The following is a 3,870-nucleotide window of genomic DNA, read 5'->3' as shown; positions in this document are numbered from 1 at the left end:
TGTTTCGCTCAAGCACCCGATAGTTTAAGTACAATACTTCACAATCTGCAATGTAATTGAATAGGAACAAGACAATATCCCGCTCGATTGTAATAAATAAAAATAGGAAAGCACAATCTAAACCATATGAATAACTGTAAAAATTATAAATGATAACTCATTGTAATAAGTTCACCTTTTTTTCCAATTCTTCGTACCCCTTCATTAACAAATCCACGTTTTTTATATAATTCTTGTGATGCATCATTTTTTGAGATGTAATAAAAGATAGAACAGCTGTATCATGAATTCGCCACATTCCTTGTATCTGTTGTCCCATATGGTAGAATCTCGTATATTTTTGCAGCAAGTGCCTGAGGAGACTCCCTTGACCCTCTTTTAATCCAATCGGTAACAATATTAAAGATACCGCCTGCTAAAAACAGGATTTGCATTCTGCTCATTTCATGATTGCGCGTAATATCCGCTTGAAAGACCTTTTCCATTGCATAATTCAAATAATCAAGCAGCATACTTGATATATTTGCATCAATTAACTTTTCTGACGGCTTATGTGCAGACACAAAGCCCTCTATGATATATTCAATAATTAGCTGCATACTATCATACGGATCCAAACTATCAACCTCTTTCAAAAATTGTTGAACAATTTCATCCACAGATGCTTGCACGACGTCGTAAACGTTGCGGTAGTATTTGTAGAATGTGACTCTGGCAACTCCAGCCTTTTTGCAAATAGCTGTTACGGTTATATCTTGCAGTTTATGTTCATGCAACAGTGCGCTCAATGCCTCCATAATGTATCTCTGAGAGTGTACACTGTCTTCTCTTGAATTCCTCAAAGCTAACACATCCCTTCATTCTGTTCGTTTTAAGTGCAAATCCTCACATAGTGCTTGAAAGATGAAAATTCACTGCTATACTTACACATGTAAGTACAATTGTTAGTGTAGTGATAATGTCATTGTATAAAAGGACATCGTTGCTGTCAATGTGTACCATTTTCTTTGTTTCCTACTGGCGATTTGCCGCCATTCTGCAAGCTATTAATAGGGAGGGATATTCAGATACAAGTTATAATATACATTTTTAATTTTTTTATATGAATAATATATGGTTTGGTGTTTGTGCGTTTCTAGATTTACAACGTAAGAACAAGACAAATTATCAACAAGAATAGGGTGAGATTCAATTGGCAAAATATCTGTATAAGTTAGGACATTGGGCAGTAAATCATAGGAAAAAGGTTGTATTCAGCGCACTCGCAATTCTTATTGCATTAGTGCTTTTTGCAGTCAACATGGGTTCCTCCTTCAAGGGTGAGCTGAGCATTCCGAATACACCGGCAGATAAAGCAGGAAAAGTAATTGAAAAAGAGTTTAAAGCGATGCAACCAGCAGGTGCCCAAGTAAAAGTGGTGTTTAAAGCACCAAAAAACGAAACCTTGGAGTCAGCGGAGGTACAACAGAAAATTGCAAAAGTTCTAGATGAGATTAAAAAAGATTCAGCTGTTGATTCTGTGGCAGCACCGATGCAGTTGCAAAACCTCAGTAAAGATAGGAAAATCGGATATGCAGTTGTTACGTACAAAGTGAAAGCGGAAAAGGTCACAAAAGCTTCTAAGGATAAGATTTTAAATAGTATTGAAACAACAAGGGATGCCGGCATTCAAACGGAATTATCAGGAGGCGATATCCAATTTTCTGACTCAGAGACTTCAGGTATGACTGAAATTGTCGGAGTACTTGTTGCCTTCGTAGTCCTGGCATTTACTTTTGTGTCTTTTCTAGCAGCTGGACTGCCGATTCTCACTGCGATAATCGGATTAGCGATTGGAATGCTAGGAATCATGATTGGGACAAATTATGTGGAAATCCAATCTGTTTCCTTATCATTAGCAGCCATGCTGGGACTCGCAGTGGGCATTGACTATGCGCTCTTCATTATCAATCGCTTTAGACAACAGCTTGCACAAGGAGATTCTGTTCCAGAATCTGTTGCTATCGCAACGGGAACAGCGGGAGGTGCAGTAATCTTTGCAGGATTAACAGTTATTATTGGTCTTTTAGGACTGTCTGTTACAAAGATTCCATTCCTGACAACGATGGGCGTATCCGCGGCCTTTACTGTGCTCGTAGCTGTGTTGGTTTCCGTCGTCATATTACCAGCCATATTGGGACTTGTCGGCGATAAGATTGCCCCATCTAAACAAAATCGATTCTTACAAAAGATGAGTGGGGCAGGTAAGAAACACGTTGGTTCAAATAAATGGGGGGAATTTGTCACAAAGCGTCCTCTTATTGTTACAATTTTCGCAATCGGACTACTTGCAGTGATTACGATTCCATTTTTCCATATGAACCTTGGACTGCCTTCGGATGGAACAACAAAGTCCACAGCAACGACAGAAAGAAGAGCTTACGATTTATTGACGGAAGCATATGGAGAAGGATTTCATGCCTCTTTAGTGGTAGTGGCAAAATCAAAGCAAGCAACAGCTGAAACGCAAAATGCTTTGAACACCATTTCAAAAGAATTGGGTACCCTATCTGATGTGAAAAGTGTGACACCAGCTATCCCTGGGCCTTCTGGAAAGATTTATATGATTTCCGTCACACCAAAAACACGACCAGACGATACAAAGACGAAGGATTTGGTAAAAGCAATCCGGGACAAATCGAACCAGACCGAGAAAGAAAATGGAATTGAACTAATGGTAACGGGCTCAGCAGCGATGAATATTGATATTTCACAAAAGCTGAGTGATGCCTTGCCGGTTTTCGCTTCCCTTATTGTGGGACTTGCATATGTACTCTTAGTTCTAGTGTTTAGGTCTCTGCTCATTCCATTAAAAGCAGTTTTAGGGTTTCTACTTTCTCTTGGTGCTACGTTGGGAGCCGTGGTATTTTTCGTGCAGGATGGGCATTTCCAAAAAATATTTGGTTTCCCGGCTGCCGGTCCGATCTTAGCCTTCTTGCCTGTCATTCTGATTGGCATCCTGTTCGGACTCGCTATGGACTATGAGGTGTTCCTAGTGAGCAAGATGCGGGAAGTATATACGCATACAGGCGACCCAAAGAGAGCTATTTTAGAAGGAATGCGGGAGAGCGGGAGAGTCGTAGTCGCAGCAGGATTAATTATGATGTCTGTATTTATTGGATTCATGTTGGCACCTGATACTATCATTAAATCCATAGGCATGTCTCTTACATTCGGTGTTTTCTTTGACGCATTCATTGTGAGAATGACAATCGTACCTGCGGTTATGACTCTTATGGGTAAGTCAGCCTGGTACTTGCCAAAATGGCTAGATAAAATTTTGCCTAACATTGATGTTGAAGGAGAAAGCATTATACAACGCATGGACAACAAAAGTGAAAAGATATATAAACAGAACCCGCTTCCTATAAAATAAAAACGGGTTTTTTTAAGAGAAGGTATAAGTCCTCCTTCATCTATTTGAGTAACATCTATGGAACCCAGGTAAGAAAAAATGCAATTAATATACTTTGTCCCAAAAGAACTCCGTAAACTGTTTTCTCTCTCTTTGCCTTGTTTGTTAAAAGTCTAGTTACTACAAAATTAATGGTTGTAACTATTGCAAAAGTAAAAAGCATTGTTAAAACAAACTCATACAGCATTAACTTCACCTCTACTCAATTGTTAGTTCATTTATTATACCCATAATAATCCTTATTCCACTAACCTGCCCCGTTAGTTCAACAAGAAAAAGCTGCCTCACTGACAGCTCTGATTTCTTAAACTCAAGCACCCGTTCGTATTATAAGGTCAGCCAGATATTTAAACTGTACCCGTTGTAAAGGACATTATAAAATAGGTGATGCCAGATGTAGAAGATGATTTCTGTAT

The 3,870-nt window shown here is 39.0% G+C and carries 2 protein-coding genes; one reads left to right on the top strand and one right to left on the bottom strand.

Annotation, left to right across the window (positions count from 1 at the left end; translation table 11 throughout):
* Nucleotides 1–281: 281 nt before the first annotated feature.
* Nucleotides 282–797 carry a TetR/AcrR family transcriptional regulator gene (locus V7137_RS28775; protein ID WP_335701231.1) on the bottom strand — a complete coding sequence of 172 codons (516 nt, stop codon included), beginning with the start codon at nt 795–797 and terminating at the stop codon, nt 282–284.
* 395 nt (nt 798–1,192) lie between these two features.
* On the opposite strand from V7137_RS28775, the gene V7137_RS28770 reads away from it, so the two are divergent.
* On the top strand, nt 1,193–3,415 hold the full coding sequence (locus V7137_RS28770) for an MMPL family transporter (protein ID WP_335701230.1): 2,223 nt from the start codon (nt 1,193–1,195) through the stop codon (nt 3,413–3,415).
* Nucleotides 3,416–3,870 lie beyond the last annotated feature (455 nt).

This window comes from Neobacillus drentensis, assembly GCF_036962765.1.
Lineage (GTDB): Bacteria > Bacillota > Bacilli > Bacillales > Cytobacillaceae > Neobacillus > Neobacillus drentensis_C.
Note: the sequence above shows the minus strand (reverse complement) of the source record. Positions and strands in the feature narration are given on the sequence as shown.